Genomic DNA, 15737 nt, shown 5'->3' with positions numbered 1-15737 from the left:
CAGCCCCTCAATCGACCAAGAGCGACGCCGTGCCGCAGCGCCGCTCCAGCTCGAGGATCATGGCGCTGTGGTCGATATCGCCGGACCGCTCGACGAGCGTTCGCAGCAGGTCAGCGGTCAGTGCGGTGTACGGCATCGGCTTCAGATCGAGAGCGCGCGCCGTATCGAGCGCATCTTCGAGCGCGCTCAGCTGGCCCGCCGACCCCGTCTTCGTCGTGAAATTGCGCGCGACCATCCGTTCGAGCTGCAACTCCAGCACCCGGCTCTCGGCAAAGCCTGCGCGCAGCGCCTTGCGCACATTGATCGGATCCGCGCCGCCGTGCTCGGCCAGCACGAGCGCCTCGGCAAGGGCGCCGATCGAGGCGCCGACGATGATCTGGTTGGTGAGCCTCGCCAACTGGCCCGTTCCCGCGGGGCCGACATGGATCGGACGCCCCAGGACGCGCAGCAAATGCTCGACCCGCGCAAACACCGCGGGATCGCCGCCGGCCACGATCACGAGCGACCCGAACTCGGCGCCGCGGACGCCGCCCGAGACCGGCGCGTCGATATGCGCGACCCGCAGCTCGGCGAGGCGCGCAGCGTTCTCCCTGACTTCGGACGGACTGATCAGGCTCATGTCGATCACGACCGTGCCGGGTTGCAGCGCCTGCGCGGTCGCCTCCGCGAGGATGATGTCGGCGACCGCCGGGTTGCGGCCGAGCATGGTCAGCACGACATGGGCGTCCCGGACCGCATCGGCCGGCGACGCCGCGACCGTGCCGCCGATCGAGGCGACGGCCGCTGCTTCGTCGCTTGCGTTGTCCCAGAGCGTCGTTGGAAAGCCGGCGGCGATCAGTCGCCGGGCCATGATTCCGCCGGTCAGGCCGATGCCAAGAAATGCAACATTGCAGGATTCAGTCACGTCAGTCTCCGCCTTGCCATCGCTCTTGATCTTTCATTGCAACGACCATGCTAGGTCACTGGGTCGCTGGCGCTGAAATTCCTGTTTGTCAGTAGCAGCCTCAGCATGTCCGCGGCCGGAATCGGCGGGCAATAGAGATGGCCCTGCAAGTAGTCGCACCGCCGTTGCAGCAGGAATTGCTCCTGGCGCCGGGTTTCGACGCCCTCGGCGACGACCATCAGCCCCAGTCCCTTCGCCATCGTGATCATCGCTTCGGTGATGGCGCAGTCATGCGCGCTGTCGGGGATGCCCGAGACGAACGCACGGTCGATCTTGATCACGTCGATCGGATACTTCCGCAACAGCGACATCAGCGAGTAACCGGTTCCGAAGTCGTCGATCGCAAGCCTGATGCCGCGGCTGCGCAGCGCATCGAGGTTTTGCGCGATCTCCGGTTCGTTCGCCATGACCATGCTTTCCGTGATCTCGATCTGGAGCAGGCGGGCCGGCAGGCCGGTCTCGCGCAGCACGGCGTCGATATAGCTCGGCAGTTCGATGTCCGAGAACTGCGGCGCCGACAGGTTCACGGCGATGGTGATGGGCGGCGCGCCCGCGGCCAGCCATTCGACCATCTGCCTGCAAGCTTCCAGGATGACCCAACGGCCGATCTGCACGATCAGCCGCGACTCCTCGGCGATCGGAACGAATTCGCTGGGTGGCACAAGACCGACATCCGGGCGGTTCCAGCGGATCAGCGCTTCGAGGCCGCCGATGTTCGATGAGCAGGCGTCGACCTTGGGCTGGAAGAACAGCACGAACTCGCTTCGCTCCAGCGCCCGTTGCAGACCGGACACGACGTCGCGCCGTTCCTGGATGCGCTGCTCCATCGTGGGCGTGAAGAAGCAGCAGGTATCCTTGCCGGAGGTCTTCGCCGAATACATCGCCATGTCGGCGTGCTTGATGAGCGCCGATGGCGAACTGCCGTCCTGCGGGTATACGGCGACACCGATGCTGCCGGACACGCGGCATTCGTCATTGTCGATCTGGATCGGCCGCGACAGCTCGGTCAGCAGTGCGAGCGTGGTCGACTGCAAGGCGACGCTATTCGTCTCATCGTCGAGGATGATCACGAACTCGTCGCCGCCGATCCGCGCCACCGTCCGCGCATTCGGCACCACGCCCTTGAGGCGGCCGGCGATCACGGTCAAGAGCCTGTCGCCGGCGTGGTGACCCAGCGTGTCGTTGACCGATTTGAAGCCGTCGATGTCGATGAACATGACGGCGCAGCAGCCGTTGCAGGCGCGGGCGTCCTCGACGCACAGATCGAGCACCCGGTTGAACATCGCCCTGTTGGAGAGGCCGGTCAGGTCGTCATGCGACGCGAGATATTCGATCCGCCTCTCGGCAATCCGCTTCTTCTCGTGCCGCGCGAGGTTGGTCAGCGCAAACGAGACGTTGGCGGCAAGCCTCTCCAGGATGTCGACGAACTCCGGCGTGAACGTATCGACCTCGAGCGACAGCAGCAGCAGCACCCCGATGACGCGCTCGTCGTCGGTGAGCGGAAATGCGCCGCCCGAGCGCGTGGTCTCGATCGCGCGACCGTGCCAGTGGGCAGTCCTGGGATCCCGCTGAAAATCGTTGGCGATGGCGGGGCGCCTGGTCCGGTAGGCCGTTCCCGTCAGGCCTTGTCCTTCCGGGATGGTGGGATCGATCGACAGGGTGAGCGACCTGACATAGTCGGCGGCGATACCGGCACTCGCCGCGAGTTTGCACGTCGGGTTCCCGGGCTCGACCAGCATCACGCTTCCCGAGCTGAAGCGCGCCCCCTTGATCGTGGCCTCGCACACCAGCCGGAACAGTTCGTCCTGCGTCGCGGAGCGCATGATCGCTTCGTCGGTCTCGGTCAACGCGCTGAGCATCCGCGTCAAGGCCGCGGTCTGCGACGAGCGATCGAACGTGTCGAGGCCGAATGCGACGTTGTCGGCAATGCGGGTCAGCGCCAGGATATTGCGCCACGTCAGCGCGGTCGGTGAGCTCGCAAGAACGACCAGGACTCCAGCCGTGCTGCCCCTGCACAGGATCGGGATCGCCGCCGCGGCGCGCACCCCGAGTTCCTTGTATTCCTCATGCCATGGCGCGAGCAGTTCGTCGGTCCAGCAGTCGTGTGCGATGCTCGGCTCGCCGGAGCGCAGCGTCGCGCCGATCACGCCGCCGGGACCTGCCGGCTGCCGCGCATCGAGCCCGGGAATGCCGATCCCCGCAGACGCCGCGAGATGAGTGCTTCCATCCGCGCCGCGCATCAGGATTGCGGTTCCGAGAAAGTTGCCGCCGTGGGCGGTCGCGACCGCAACGCCTTCGAACAGTTCCGTGTTGTTCTTGGCACGCAGGATGGTCTCGCTCACGACGCCGAGCGTCGCGAGCATCCGATTAGCGGGTGCGGGAGTCATGGCCGTCGGCAGGTCCGATCTTCAACAAGGTGCTTTGGTGCTCACGCTCGGAAATGGACACTCATAAATCGCGCAGCGGACAATGCCGACATGGCCGCTGCTGCGACGGCGCAAATGTCCGGACATCGCCTGCTGCCGCTGCGTGCGCAGCGGCAGGCGCGCCCTCTTGCGCTGACGCCGTGTCGCCATCGCCTCAGGGCGATCCGGCAAGCAGGCCGGTCAGATCTTGAATTGCTTCCGCTGCCCGGCGACGCGATGATTCACGCGTTTTCCGCTGCGCCAAACCGATAGCCGTCGTCCCTCCACTCCAGGCTTGTCTTTGCGGCGCGCAAGAATCGTTGCTAGGCGTTGAAAATTATCGGCGACATGATTTGCGATTGTAAGTACGCAATTCCGTAGCTGCTGCTGCGCGAGCGCGCGAGGCTGACGCGAGGCTTGAGCTGGCGCAGCCTGTCCGATCAAACTCGGGTGCGAACTTTGTGTCGGTGCGAACGCGGCAGGCACATCGCATTTGACGATCTCGTGAATTGAAGCCAAGGTGATTCACTTTCCGAGATGCGGCGCCAGCAGCCTCTCCAACAACAAGAGACGCGCCGTACCATCGCACGGTGAAGAGTCCGCTTATGCCAGTGTGGGCCATCGTTGAAGGAGGATGCTTTAAAATGCGGTCAAGGTCGCCATCAGAGCGCCCATTGGAAGCGACTTCGGAATTCGTGACCCGGCTTGAGAGCGCCAGCACTGAAGCGGAAATCGTGGCCGAGGTGATGCGGCAGGTCTCTGGCTACGGGGCGAGTTCGTTCATTGCGTGGGTTATGCCGCAACAGGGAATGCAAGCCGCGGACTCCCGGTGCATCCTGCTGAACTCCTGGCCGGCAGATTGGCTGCAACGCTACACCTCCATGAACTACTCCGAGCATGATCCGATCCGGCGCTGCATCCGGGAGCGCCACCGGCCCTTTCTCTGGAGTGAGATCGCTCCGCAATATCTGGAGCATCCATTATCCCGCCGGATCGTCGCCGAGCTCGCCGCGTTCGGATTGAAGGAGGGTTTTGCGATCTCGCTGCCGTCGCTGGACGGCAACCTGATCGGCTTTGTGATCGCCGGCGAAAGCTTGAACGTCGATGCACGGAAGCGGCATGAGCTGCGCATCATCGCGACCTATGCCGTCGGCCGCGCGCTTCGTCTGTGGAACATGGCGCAGCTGCATCCGGCGATCAACGTCACCCTGCGGGAGCGTGAAGCGGTGCAGCTCGCGGCCTCCGGGCTCAACGAGCGCGAGATCGGCGCGAAGATGGGCATCTCGGGCCACGGCGTCGACAAGCACCTGAGGTCAGTGCGCGAGAAGGTGCAGGCGCGCAACACCGCTCAAGCCGTCGCCGAACTGCTGCGGCTCCGCCTGATCACCTGACCGCGTTTCCGCGTCCGGTCGGGCGAGATCGGCCGCCTCACACCTCCAGCCATTCCTCGCGGATCGCGGCGTTGCTCTTGAGTTGCTCGGGCGTGCCTTCGAACACGACGCGGCCATGGCCCATGATGTAGACCCGATTCGAGATCTTCATCGCGATCGACAGCTTCTGCTCGACCAGCAGGATGGCGACGCCGGCTTTGGCGATCCGCGCGATCAATTCGCCGACCTGTTGCACGATCAGCGGCGCCAGACCTTCGGTCGGCTCGTCGATCATCATCAATTCGGGATCGCCGAGCAGGGTGCGGCAGGTGGTCAGCATCTGCTTCTCGCCGCCCGACAGCACGCCGGCCGGCGTGTCGGCGCGGCGGGCGAGGTTGGGGAACATGTCGAGCATCTCCTGCAACCGCCACTTGCCGGGGCGGCGCGGGTCCTTGATGCCGAGCAGCAGGTTCTGGCGCACCGTCAGGCTCGGAAAGATGTCGCGATGCTCCGGCACATAGCCGAGCCCGAGGCGCGCGATCTTGTGGCTCGGCAGGCCCGCGATGTCCTTGCCCTTGAAGCGGATGGTGCCTTGCGGCGGCACCTCGCCCATGATCGCCTTGACGGTGGTGGAGCGGCCGACGCCGTTGCGGCCGAGCAGGCTCACCACCTCGCCGGCGGCGATGTCGAGATCGACGCCTTGCAGGATGTGGCTCTTGCCGTAATAGGCGTGAAGATTCCTGACCTCGAGCATCAGTCGACCTCCTCGCCGAGATAGGCTTCCTTGACCTTCGGGTTGCCGCGGATCTCCTCCGGCGTGCCGGAGGCGATGATGTGGCCGTAGACCAGCACCGAGATGCGGTCGGCGAGGCCGAACACCACGCTCATGTCGTGCTCGACGATGACGAGCGTGCGGCCCTCGGTGAGGCGGCGGATCAGCGCGACCGCGCGATCGGTCTCGGCGTGGCTCATGCCGGCGGTCGGCTCGTCCAGCATGATGACGCTGGCGCCGCCGGCGATCGTGATGCCGATCTCGAGCTCGCGCTGCTCGGCGTACGTCAACAGGCCCGCCGGCACGTCGCGGCGATGGCTGAGATGGATGTCGTCGAGGATCTGCGCGGTGCGCTGCTTCACCTCGGGCAGACCGTCGACGTTCTTCCAGAACGCATAGCGGTGGCCGGTGGCCCACAGCACGGCGCAGCGGACGTTCTCCCACACCGTCATGCGGGCGAACACGTTGGTCACCTGGAACGAGCGCGACAGGCCGCGCCGGTTGATCTCGAACGGCCGCAGCCCCGAGGTGACCTCGCCGTTGAGGCGGATCTCGCCCGAGGTCGGCTTGATGTGGCCGGAGATCAGGTTGAACGTCGTCGACTTGCCGGCGCCGTTCGGGCCGATGATGGCGTGACGCTCGCCCTTGGCGACGCTCAGGTTGAGGTCGCGGATGATCTGCACATTGCCGAAGCTCTTCTCGACGGCGTTGACTTGAATGGCAGCGGTCATGCGAGATACCCCCGATCACGGGCCACCGTCGCGGCGCGATCCCAGGCTTCCGCGACGCGCCTCCAGGTGATGCGCGCGACAATGAAGCCGCCGACGAGCAGCACCGCAGCAGTCACCCAGGTCGTCGGCGCGGTCGCGATGAACGGGATGCCGAGCAGCTTGATCGGATCGCCGCCGGAGAAGCGCGCGACGGTCTCGATGGTCAGGATGATGCCGAGCGCAAACGCCAGGGTCGGGATCGCGGCGACCAGATAGGACGGGATCACGGTGCCAAGCGTGCCGGCGCGGATCAGCGGTCGATGCTTCATCAGGATGCCGGCGATGCCGCCGGGCGCGAACATCACGATGCCGATGAAGATGATGCCGAAATAGAGCTGCCAGACCGAGGTGACGCTGGTCAGCCCGAGTTGCAGGTAGGTCACCAGGATGGCGCCGAGGATCGGCCCGAAGAAATAGGCGGTGCCGCCGATGAAGGCGGAGAACAGCACCAGGCCGGATTGCGTCGCGCCGAGATAGGCCGAGTTGGCGATCTCGAAATTGATCGCGGTCAGTCCACCGGCGATGCCGGCGAAGAAGCCCGCGAACATGTAGGCGAGGTAGCGCACCACATGCGGATCGTAGCCGATGAACTCGACGCGCTCGGGATTGTCGCGCACCGCGTTGCAGATCCGGCCGAGCGGCGTCCGGGTCAGCGCATACATCGCGATCGCCGAGACCAGCACCCAGAACGCGATCAGGTAATAGACCTGGAGCTGCGGTCCGAAGGTCCAGCCGAACAGCGGCATCAGCGAGGTGCGGTCGGTGGTGATGCCGGACTCGCCGCCGAACACGCTGCGCAGGATCAGCGACGACGAGGCGACCAGTTCGCCGATGCCGAGCGAGATCATCGCGAACACCGTGCCGGCGCGCTTGGTCATGACCCAGCCGACCACGACCGCGAAGGCCATGCCGCCGATGCCGCCGACCAGCGGAATCACCGGCAGCGGGATCGGCCAGTTGTGGCTCGCGACCGCGTTCATGGCGTGGACGGCGAGGAAGCCGCCGAGGCCGTATTGCACGGCGTGGCCGAACGACAGCAGGCCGGTCTGGCCGAGCAGGATGTTGTAGGACAGCGCGAAGATGATCGCGATGCCGATCAGGCTGAACGAGGTCAGCGAGCCGCCGGAGGAGAACACCAGCGGCAGCACGACGAGCGCCGCGGCTGCGAGCAGCCAGACGCCATAGAAGCCGAGGGCGCCGCCGGATTCCTGTTTGGTCGCGGCAGGAGCGGGGGGGCAGCGTTGCTCATGACTCACGCGTCCCCAACAGGCCCATGGGGCGGAAGATCAGGACCAGCACCAGCAGCAGATAGGGCAGGATCGGCGCGATCTGCGCGATCGTGACATTCCAGATGTCGGTGAGCGGCGAGGGGCCGAGGCTCGGATCGAGCGGACCGAACACGCTGGCGAGCGAACCGTTCAGCGCGACCGCGAAGGTCTGGATCAGGCCGATCAGCAGCGAGGCGATGAAGGCGCCGGGCAGCGAGCCGAGGCCGCCGAACACGATGACGACGAACAGGATCGGGCCGAGCAGCGCGGCCATGTCGGACTGCGTCACCAGCGACGGCCCGGCGATCACGCCGGCAAGGCCGGCGAGCGCGCTGCCGACGCCGAACACGAGCATGAAGACGCGGCCGACATTATGGCCGAGATGGCCGACCATGCTCGGATGGGTCAGCGCGGCCTGCACGATCAGGCCGACCCGGGTCCGCTTCAGCGTGACCAGCAGCGCGATGAAGATCACGATGGACACGACCAGCATGAAGATCTTGTAGGCGGGGTAGTTGGTGGAGAACACGGTGAAGGCCGGGAAGTCGAGCACCGCCGGGACCCGGTAGTCGACCGGGCTCTTACCCCAGATCATCGAGACGATCTCTTCGATTGCGAACGCGAGCCCGAAGGTCAGCAGCAGTTCGGCGACATGGCCGTGCTTGTGGGTGTTGCGCAGGCCGTAGCGCTCGACCGCCATGCCGACCGCGCCGACCAGAAGCGGCGCCAGCACCAGAGCCGGCCAGAAGCCGATCCAGCGCGTCAGCTGATAGCCGAAGAACGCGCCCAGCATGTAGAAGCTGGCATGGGCGAAGTTGAGCACGCCCATCATGCTGAAGATGACGGTCAGCCCGCTGGACAACAGGAACAGCAGCATGCCGAACAGGACGCCGTTCAGCGTCGAGATGACAATCAACTCAGCCACGGCGCACCCGCTTGAGAGATGAACGGTTCACGTGATCAAAGACCTGTCGAGGGAATTGAGGTCCGGCACCGACGCTGCCGGATGACGAACGCCTCCGCGACCCCGAAGGGGCGCGGAGGCGGATTGGAAGGCGGCCGATCAGGGCCGCTTCATGTTGCAGGTGGTCGGAAGCATGGTCTGGGCGGTATCGATCTTGGAGACGATGTGCCAGCCCCAGCCGGTGTTCTCTTCGTCGAACGGCTCCTTGGCCTTGTCGGCCAGACCGCCGAACGAGGAGATGTAGATCGGCTGGAAGAACTGGTGATCGTCCTTGCGCATGAAGCCCTCGCCGCCGTCGAACACCTCGAACTTCATGCCTTCGAGCGCGGCCGCGACCTTCACCGGGTCGATCGAATTGGCCTTCTCGGCGGCCGCCTTGAACATCCGCATCTCGTTGACCGCGCGCGGATACCAAACCGAAATGCCGGTCTTGGCGCGGAAGTCCTTTTCGAAATCCATCGCCGCCTTGTTGCCGGAGTTCGGCACGCCTTCGCTGATCTGGAACACCTGGTTCTCGAGGCCGGTCTGCTTGATCGCGGTCGGGCCGCCGGCGCCGCCGGCATAATAGGTGTACCAGTTGACCTTGAGGCCGGCGTCGGCCGCGGCCTTCAGCAGCAGCGCGAAGTCCTGGCCCCAGTTGCCGGTCACGACGGTGTCGGCGCCCGACGCCTTGATCTTGGCGATGTAGGGCGAGAAGTCGGTGACCTTGAGCATCGGATGCAGCTCGTCGCCGACGATCTGGATGTCCGGCCGCTTTTCGCCCAGCATCTTGCGCGCCGTGGTGCGCACCGACTGACCGAACGAATAGTCCATGTTGATCAGATAGACCTTCTTGATGGACGCCTGGCCCTTCATGTAGTTGGTCAGCGCTTCCATCTTGATGTCCGAGTTCGCATCCCAGCGGAAATGCCAGTAGCTGCACTTCTCGTTGGTCATGCTCGGGTCGACCGCGGCGTAGTTGAAGTAGAGCACTTCCTTGCCGGGGTTGCGCGAATTGTGCTTGGTGACGAAATCCTCCAGCGCGGCGCCGACCGATGAGCCGTTGCCCTGCGTGATGTAGTGGACGCCGGCGTCGATCGCCTTCTGCGCCTGCACCAGGCTTTCCTGCGGATTGGTCTTGTTGTCGAGCGGAACGATCTCGACCTTGTGGCCGAGGATGCCGCCCTTGGCGTTCAACTCGTCGGCGAGATACTGGAACGTCTTCAGGCCGCCTTCGCCAACGCTGGCACCGCCGCCGGACAGCGGATCGATGTAACCGATCTTGACGGTTTCCTGCGCGGAGGCCGCGCCTCCCAACACCGTCAGCGCCGTTGTGGCAGCAACGATCAGTCTACGCATCCTGCTTTCTCCCTTGCTGGTGTTTCTTGATCTTGAGCGATCGAAGCCGTCTCTTAGCCCCAATTGCCGAGCTTCTGCAACTTTCGCATTGAATATTGCGTCAAGTTTTAGCGTGAGGTATTATAATGTTATAGGCTATAAACGCTTCGAGATCCCGCGAGATCCGGTGCAGATTTGAACCGCAAGTAAACTTTTGGATGAGGCATCCCCGCCCGCCATTGGAGCCGACGTCGTCCGAAGCCCCTCGCGTCCGGAAGCATCATAGCGGCGGGATGCGATTTGGCGATTCAAGCCGGATGCCGACGCGGCTTGAGGCCCGACAGGAATAGTCGCGCGAAATGATCTGCGACCTGTGCCGAAGGCCAGTCACGCCTGATCTTGAACCAGATCGGATACCAATGGACCATTCCGGTTAGAATACGCTCGGCGAAATATGTGTCGATGCGGCGGATGCGACCCTCGTCGATCCAGCACTCATAGCTGCTCTGGCTTTGCCGGATCGAGGCCAGCACCTGTCCGACATAGGCTTTCCGGTCAGGGTCGTTGAGATAGTTGATGTTGTGGTAGGTCGCCTTCGGGCCGCAGGGTGTGTCGTGCAGCATCAGCAGCAGGCGGATCCTCTGCACGGTGTGCTCGAATGCCCCAAGGCTATGCTGTTGCAGGTGCTCCCGAATGCCGACCTCGCCGGCGAGACCGCGCCGCAGGCAGGCCAGCAGCAGGCTCTCTTTCTCGCTGAAGTGATAGTAGATGCCGGCGCGGGTCATGCCGGCATCGACGGCGATGCTCTCGAGCGACGTGCCTGACGCGCCCCTTCGGTTGAAACTGTCGGAGGCGATCGACAGCATCCTGTCGAACTTGGCGGCCCGCTTGTTCAAGCTGGCGCGCGCCTCGAGGAACGGGGCGAGGCTGAGCGGCTCGGGCATGTCGGGGATCGCGAGCTCGCGCCGGTAGACGCCATGCGTGACGATGTCGTCGATGGCATCGATCGCCTGCTGACGCGTGTAGTAGTCGCGTTCCGACAGCCAGAACGGCACCCAGTCCAGCATCGAGATCAGCGCCACCGCTGTCAGCAGCGGTTCGTCGCAGCTGATCGAGCCGTCGGCCACGCCGCGATCGAGGACATCGGCCAGCAGCGCGGCATTCTGCCAGCGCCTCGCATGGACTTCGCTGCTATAGGGTGCGGCGAGCGCATCGATATCGGTGAACAGGATCATGCGCTGGCCTTCGGGCCGCAGCCTGCCGCGCACGAAACGCCTGATGATCTCGAGCCCGTCGATGCCGGGCTCGGCGGCCGCTTCGATCTCGTGCCGGTAGATCGCCAGCCCGCGCAGGTAGCAGTGGAAGATCAGATCTTCCTTGTCGCGGAAATAGTGGTACAGCGCGCCCGGCACGGCCCGCACCGAGGCCGCGACCTGCTCCATCGTCACATTCGCATAGGAGTGGCGGGCAAACAGCCGGGAAGCTGAGACCAGGATTTCTTCAGCCCGATCCGTCGGGTCGGCGGCGACTTGCAAGCTCGAATGCCCTTCCTGATCGCGGAGCGAAACTCGCACGCGAGATAATCCCCTTGGCAGCCGCTTGTCGATCTGCGATAGACGCTGGTATACCATACACCAGTAGTCTTTTGGAGAGATCATGGCGCGCAACATTCTGATCCTTGGAGCTTCCTACGGCTCCCTGCTGGGGACCAAGCTTCTGATGGCGGGGCACAACGTGTCCCTGGTGTGCCGGAAGAACACCGCGGACCTGATCAACCGCGAGGGCACCGAGGTCCGGATCAAGCTGCGCGACGAGAAGGAGCACCGCTCGATCTTCTCGCGCGACCTGCCGGGCAAGCTCGACGCGGTGACGCCCGCCGACGTCGACGTGTCGCGTTACGACATGGTCGGCCTCGCGATGCAGGAGCCGCAATACACCAACCACACCGTGCGCGTGCTGATGATCAAGATCGCGGCGGCGAAGCTGCCGTGCCTCTCGATCATGAACATGCCGCCGCTGCCGTATCTGAAGCGGATCCCCGCGCTCGCCGGCATGGATCTCGAGGAGGCCTACACCAACGCACAGGTCTGGGAGCGCTTCGAGCCGGGACTGGTGACGCTGTGCTCGCCCGATCCGCAGGCGTTCCGTCCGCCGGAGGAGAAGGCCAATGTGCTGCATGTCGGTCTGCCGACCAATTTCAAGGCCGCCGTGTTCGCCGACGACAAGCACAACAAGGTGCTGCGCGAGCTCGAGGCCGACATCGACGCGGTCACGCTCGACGGCCAGGACGTGCCGGTGAAGCTGAAGGTGTTCGATTCGTTGTTCGTGCCGCTGGCGAAATGGTCGATGCTGCTGACCGGCAATTATCGCTGCATCACGCCGACAGAACCGCAATCGATCCGCGACGCCGTGCATGGCGACCTCACGCGCTCGCAAGCGATCTATGACCATGTCGACGGGATTGCCCGCAAGCTCGGCGCCGATCCGGCGGACCAGGTGCCGTTCGCGAAATATGCCAAGGCGGCGGAAAGCCTGCTCAAGCCGTCATCGGCGGCCCGCGCGGTCGCCGCCGGCGCGCCGTTCATCGAGCGCGTCGACCTCCTGGTGAAGCTGATCTCGCACCAGCTCGGTAACCCCAGCGCCGAGATCGACCGCACGGTCGAGACCGTCGACCAGAAGCTCAACGAGAAGATCGTGCAGGGCGGTTCGGGCGCGCAGTGAAGCGCGTCGATGGGGGGGCATCACGCGTCCCCGCCATGCGGGTACGCGCAAATCGCGACTGGCCCCAGTGAGGTGAGCACGCCAATCAGGCTCCCTCCCCCTTGCGGGGGAGGGTGGGGAGAGGGGTGGCCCCGGGCGAGATGATAGGTTTGTGCGGCGCTATCGCAACATCGATCGCGTGTCGCAGAGATATTGAGAGAGTGCGCCGTGTGGCACCCCTCTCCCCAACCCTCCCCCGCAAGGGGGAGGGAGCCCATCCGCTGGTGGCTTCCTAACTTGATATCGGTTGTCCTTCGATGCCTCGCCGCTAAGCCTCATGCGTCACAGCCAAGATCGTCACCGACCGCGTCTGGTGGCTCGGGGTCTGGAAATCGATGGTCTGGCCGACCGACAATCCGATCAATGCGGCGCCGACCGGCGTCAGCACCGAGATGCGGCGGAGCGCGATGTCGGCTTCATGCGGATACACCAGCACGACTTCCCTGACGTCGCCGGTCTCGTCGTCGCGGTAGCGCACGCGCGAGTTCATGCGGACCACGTCGTGCAGGTCGGAATCGTCGGCGACGACCCGCGCGCGGTCGGTCTCGCGGGCGAGGAACTGGGCCACGCGGGGAAACACCGCCATGCTGGAATCGGCCAGCGCGCTGAGGCGCAGCGCTTCGCTCGCGGCGATCACGATCGGCGGCAAGGTGGCGGCGGAAAAACTGTTCTGAATGCTCTGGGTCATGTCGTCTGACTTTGCGGTTGATCGGAGATGCGTCGACGCCGGCGCGCGACTGCATCGCGCGACGCGGCGGACTGAAATGATTCTGATGACGTGGTAGGGAATCCGGACGGCGCGCGATCGCCGGCCGGCTAAGTGCCTGCGTGCAGACGTCCGGCGCGCAATCCGAGGCGCGCAATACGGGTGTCGATGCTCAGCATGTGGATCATGGCAACACGAACATAGCCGCTCGTGCCGTCGCATCCATTGCGGCGAAAGCGCGCACGCGCTCATCGCCGAACCGGTATCAGGGCTGGCCGATGCCGGTGAGGCCGAGCGCGGCGCCGGCGGCGAGTGCGAGCAGCGGATGGATGCGGGTCGTGGTGGTAGCGATCGCGACGCCGGCCGCGATCAGGATCGTGCCCCAGCTCGAGGCCGAAGCATGGGTGATGACGATGGCGCTGGCGGTGACGAGGCCGGCGGTGACCGGAACCAGCCCGGCCTGCACGGTCTTGCGCCAGGGCCGGTCCTTGAAGCGCTCCCACAGCCGCAGCGCAAAGCCTGTCACGAGCGACGACGGCCCGAACTTGGCGAGCGAGGTCACCAGCACGCCGGAGAAGCCCGCGACATGCCAGCCGACCAGCGGCACCACCATCATGTTCGGCCCGGGGCGGCCTGCGCCAGCGCGAACAGCGCGCCGAATTCCTGCGCCGTCATCCAGTGATGGATATCGACCACCTGCCGCTGCATCTCCGGCAGGATGGTGTTGCCGCCGCCAAAGGCCAGCAGCGACAATTGGCTGAAGATCAGCGCCAGCGTGACGAGGGTTGCGCTCATGATGCCTGCCTCGCCCTGAGAAAGATGCTGAGCGGCGCCAGCGTCAGCAGCGTCGGCAGCAGCGGCAGCCGGAACACCGCGATCGCGAGCACGCAGAGCGCGCCGATGAACAGGCCGAGCACATCGCGGCGCAGCGGCCAGGCGATCTTGATCGCGGTGGAGATTAAAAGCCCGGCTGCTGCCGCGGCGAGGCCACCGAACAGATGGCGCACCACCAGGTCGTCGGCGAAGCGGGCGTAGATCATGCCAAGGCCGATCACGACGGCGGTCGGCACCGCGATCAGCCCGAGGATCGAGGCGATGGCGCCGGGAATGCCGCGAAACTTCAGCCCGACCGCGACCGACATGTTGATGATGTTGCCGCCGGGCAGGAACTGGCAGAGCCCGAGCAGGTCGGTGAACTCGGCGCCGGTGAGCCAGCCGCGCTTCTCCACCATCATGTGGCGCGCCAGCGGCAGCACGCCGCCGAAGCCGGTCAATCCGAGGATGAAGAAGCCGGTGAAAAGTTCGCCGATATCGGGCGCCTCGTGCTTGGTGGTCAGGGTGGCAGGGGCTGCATCCATCGGCGCGTCGGCTCCGTTTCCTCTCGTGTTCGACTCGAACCTAGTTTGCGATGCTCCAAATATCAAATATATGGATCATGGAATTATCATATCCATTGCATATGGATCAGTCCGATGATCGAGCTGCGCCATCTCCGCTATGCCGTCGCGGTCGCCGAGGAAGGCCATATCACCCGCGCCGCCGCCCGTCTCGGCATCCAGCAACCGCCGCTGAGCCAGCAGATCCGCGCGCTGGAGGCCGCGATCGGCGCGCCGCTGTTTCGCCGGCAACCGCGCGGGTCGAACTGACCGCCGCCGGCCGCGCCTTCGTGGAGAAGGCGCGCGTGATCCTGCGCGACACCGACCTCGCCGTCGAAGCGGCGCGCCGCGCCAGCCGTGGCCAGGAAGGCCAGCTTGCGATCGGCTTCACCTCCTCGGCCGCCTTCCACCCCTTCGTCACCGGCGTGATGCGCGAAATGCGCGAGCGCGCGCCCGCGATCACGCTGTCGCTGGAAGAGGCCTCGACCGGCGAACTGATCGAAGCCGTCGAGGCCGACCGGCTCGATGCGGCATTCGTGCGTTCGCCGAGCGAGCGGCTGGAGAATCTCACCATCACCCATCTGCTCGACGAGGAGATGCTGGTCGCGCTGCCCGACCATCATCCGCGCGCCCGCAAGGACACGCGGCGGCGGATTTCGCTGGGCTCGCTCGCCGACGAGCCGCTGATCCTCTACCGCCGCCCGACCGGTCCGGGGCTTTACGACAGCATCATCGCCGCCTGCCGCGCGGCGGGCTTCAGCCCGAAGGTGGCGCAGGAGGCGACGCGAATGGTGTCGACGCTCAGCCTGGTCGCCGCGGGGCTCGGGATTTCGATCGTGCCGGAATCGATGGCGCGGCTCGAGACCGCGGGCGTCTCCTATCTCCGCCTCGACCGTGCCACGGGCCTGGTCGCGCCGCTCGCGCTGGCGCGCAAGAAGGGCCCGGCCGGCGGCACGCTCGGCCGCCTGCTCGCCATCGTAACGCGGCGGGTGAAGGATCGTGCGGGCGGTGACGAAGGTCTTGCGCGACGGAGCTGATCGTCCCGGCTGGCGCGGAATGTGGGGAGTTTGGCGAACGCTTGTGTCG

At 65.3% G+C, this 15737-nt stretch carries 12 protein-coding genes and 2 pseudogenes; 3 read left to right on the top strand and 11 right to left on the bottom strand.

From position 1 onward, the window contains the following. Positions 1-7 precede the first annotated feature (7 nt). Entirely contained in the window at positions 8-904 is an 897-nt protein-coding gene (locus CWS35_RS00970) for an NAD(P)-dependent oxidoreductase (protein WP_245438828.1), read from the bottom strand. A gap of 50 nt (positions 905-954) precedes the next feature. Further along, on the bottom strand, positions 955-3306 hold the full coding sequence (locus CWS35_RS00965; protein WP_168226242.1) for an EAL domain-containing protein: 2352 nt from the start codon (positions 3304-3306) through the stop codon (positions 955-957). 776 nt (positions 3307-4082) lie between these two features. Between CWS35_RS00965 and CWS35_RS00960 the strand changes: the two genes are divergently transcribed. Further along, positions 4083-4739: an autoinducer binding domain-containing protein gene (locus CWS35_RS00960; RefSeq protein ID WP_168226241.1), complete on the top strand. Its 657-nt coding sequence runs from the start codon at positions 4083-4085 to the stop codon at positions 4737-4739. A 37-nt stretch (positions 4740-4776) separates the two neighbouring features. On the opposite strand, the gene CWS35_RS00955 is transcribed toward CWS35_RS00960, so the two are convergent. From CWS35_RS00955 to CWS35_RS00930, 6 genes are all read right to left on the bottom strand, one after another. Next, complete coding sequence (locus CWS35_RS00955; protein WP_100950261.1) at positions 4777-5472, bottom strand: ABC transporter ATP-binding protein; 696 nt, start codon at positions 5470-5472, stop codon at positions 4777-4779. Beyond that, a complete protein-coding gene (locus tag CWS35_RS00950; RefSeq protein WP_024584835.1) occupies positions 5472-6221 on the bottom strand; it encodes an ABC transporter ATP-binding protein in 750 nt (249 codons plus the stop codon). Before CWS35_RS00950 ends, CWS35_RS00955 begins: the two co-directional genes overlap by 1 nt. Beyond that, positions 6218-7516, bottom strand: a complete 1299-nt coding sequence (locus tag CWS35_RS00945; RefSeq protein ID WP_100950260.1) for a branched-chain amino acid ABC transporter permease — start codon at positions 7514-7516, stop codon at positions 6218-6220. The genes CWS35_RS00950 and CWS35_RS00945 overlap by 4 nt, the downstream gene beginning before the upstream one ends. Continuing rightward, positions 7506-8453 (bottom strand): branched-chain amino acid ABC transporter permease, encoded by a 948-nt coding sequence (locus CWS35_RS00940; RefSeq protein ID WP_024584837.1) that lies wholly within the window; start codon positions 8451-8453, stop codon positions 7506-7508. The genes CWS35_RS00945 and CWS35_RS00940 overlap by 11 nt, the downstream gene beginning before the upstream one ends. Positions 8454-8591: 138 nt before the next feature. Next, positions 8592-9830, bottom strand: a complete 1239-nt coding sequence (locus CWS35_RS00935) for a branched-chain amino acid ABC transporter substrate-binding protein (RefSeq protein ID WP_100950258.1) — start codon at positions 9828-9830, stop codon at positions 8592-8594. Between the two features lie 287 nt (positions 9831-10117). Further along, on the bottom strand, positions 10118-11383 hold the full coding sequence (locus tag CWS35_RS00930) for a TetR/AcrR family transcriptional regulator (protein ID WP_160306646.1): 1266 nt from the start codon (positions 11381-11383) through the stop codon (positions 10118-10120). An 82-nt stretch (positions 11384-11465) separates the two neighbouring features. Here CWS35_RS00930 and CWS35_RS00925 point away from each other — a divergent pair, with 82 nt between their 5' ends. Then, positions 11466-12530 (top strand): ketopantoate reductase family protein, encoded by a 1065-nt coding sequence (locus CWS35_RS00925; RefSeq protein ID WP_100950254.1) that lies wholly within the window; start codon positions 11466-11468, stop codon positions 12528-12530. Between the two features lie 307 nt (positions 12531-12837). Here CWS35_RS00925 and rnk read toward each other — a convergent pair whose 3' ends face one another. From rnk to CWS35_RS00910, 3 genes and pseudogenes are all read right to left on the bottom strand, one after another. Next, positions 12838-13257, bottom strand: a complete 420-nt coding sequence (rnk, locus tag CWS35_RS00920; RefSeq protein WP_245438827.1) for a nucleoside diphosphate kinase regulator — start codon at positions 13255-13257, stop codon at positions 12838-12840. 283 nt (positions 13258-13540) lie between these two features. Continuing rightward, a pseudogene (locus tag CWS35_RS00915) lies at positions 13541-14070 on the bottom strand (chromate transporter). Continuing rightward, the gene (locus CWS35_RS00910) at positions 14067-14633 is read right to left on the bottom strand and encodes a chromate transporter (protein WP_024584843.1); all 567 of its coding nucleotides are present in this window, start codon (positions 14631-14633) and stop codon (positions 14067-14069) included. The pseudogene CWS35_RS00915 and the gene CWS35_RS00910 overlap by 4 nt, the downstream one beginning before the upstream one ends. Positions 14634-14750: 117 nt before the next feature. Here CWS35_RS00910 and CWS35_RS00905 point away from each other — a divergent pair. Beyond that, positions 14751-15688: pseudogene (locus CWS35_RS00905) on the top strand (LysR family transcriptional regulator). Positions 15689-15737 lie beyond the last annotated feature (49 nt).

This window comes from Bradyrhizobium sp. SK17 (assembly GCF_002831585.1).
In the GTDB taxonomy this organism is placed as follows: domain Bacteria; phylum Pseudomonadota; class Alphaproteobacteria; order Rhizobiales; family Xanthobacteraceae; genus Bradyrhizobium.
This window is presented reverse-complemented; position numbering and strand designations above follow the sequence as displayed.